Source organism: Vibrio sp. YT-17, from assembly GCF_033337375.1.
GTDB classification, from domain to species: Bacteria; Pseudomonadota; Gammaproteobacteria; order Enterobacterales; family Vibrionaceae; genus Vibrio; species Vibrio alginolyticus.
This window is the reverse complement of record NZ_JAWOQP010000220.1, coordinates 1-1,012: the sequence shown is the minus strand read 5'-3', so window position 1 is coordinate 1,012 and position 1,012 is coordinate 1. Positions and strand designations below refer to the sequence as shown.

The 1,012-nt window shown below is 39.1% G+C and carries 2 protein-coding genes; both read left to right on the top strand.

The window, feature by feature from the left end; genetic code table 11:
- The first annotated feature begins 317 nt into the window (after window positions 1-317).
- Window positions 318-764, top strand: coding sequence for a type III secretion system regulatory chaperone ExsC (gene exsC / locus R7F67_RS25070; RefSeq protein ID WP_318057566.1), 447 nt, complete (start codon window positions 318-320; stop codon window positions 762-764).
- Between the two features lie 7 nt (window positions 765-771).
- Window positions 772-1,012: T3SS regulon translocated regulator ExsE2 (exsE2, locus tag R7F67_RS25065; protein WP_318057565.1), on the top strand; the 241-nt coding region annotated here is incomplete at its 3' end.

Below are 1,012 nucleotides of genomic sequence, written 5' to 3'. Positions count from 1 at the left end.
AAATTTTCGGCTTATATTTATTCTACAGATGGACAGCAATAACGTTCCACGTACAACACGTAATTAACATAGTATTTAATTTTTAAGATAACACAATTCTAATTCTTCATCGCTTGTCGATATAAACCAAAATCTCACCATAATAGAATTTAATAACCGTTAATCTTTATATGCACCAGCACTCATTTGTAAGATTAGAAGCAAGGTGTCAATTCTGGGTTTCCGGCCAAAATATAATAACTAACAACCAAAATTGATAAACACACCCCACGATATCGAATATGTTTCCCGATAAAATTCTCAAAAGGACTGTTTCTATGTCAGCACGCCAAACTATCGATGAGGTTTTACAGAAGTTTGCTCATCAAATAGGCTTGCCTGAACTGCATTTGACGGACAATGAACTAAGCTTAGCTTTTGATGATCACTTTAAGGTTCATTTCATCTTTCATCCAGAAACGAATACGCTGCAACTGGAAGCGGAAATTGTTGGATTACAAATCGTCAATTCTGATCTTTATCGTTCTTTTTTGGCGTTCAATTACCATTGGCCAGAACACCAATTATTTTTCAGTTTAGATAATCATAGGCACGTACTGTGTTTGAATAAACTGATTGGCATCGAGCAATTGGATTATGAATATTTTGAAAATGCGTTGGCGGAATTGTTGACGCAAAGCGAGTCATGGGAGTCGTTGCTATCTGCTCACGTAGTGGCCGAAGAGACGCCTGCTATGCCTCAAAGTTTAGATCTGAGAGTTTAGGTGTCTTATGTCTAATGACATCCAATCTGCACGCAACAGCCAACCCATTCACGGATTGGAGCAAGTAGAGCGACGTGAACTTGCGCCACAAGGAACGTTTCAAGGTCGCAAAGTGACCCTACTCTCTTCATCAGAAAACAAACAGGCACGCATGAGCTCAAAGCGAGAACTGAGCGAATGTTTAAACCAGTTCGCGAGCCTTGAATCGTGCAATCAAGTGTTGGATTTTGAAAAACCAACTGGATTTG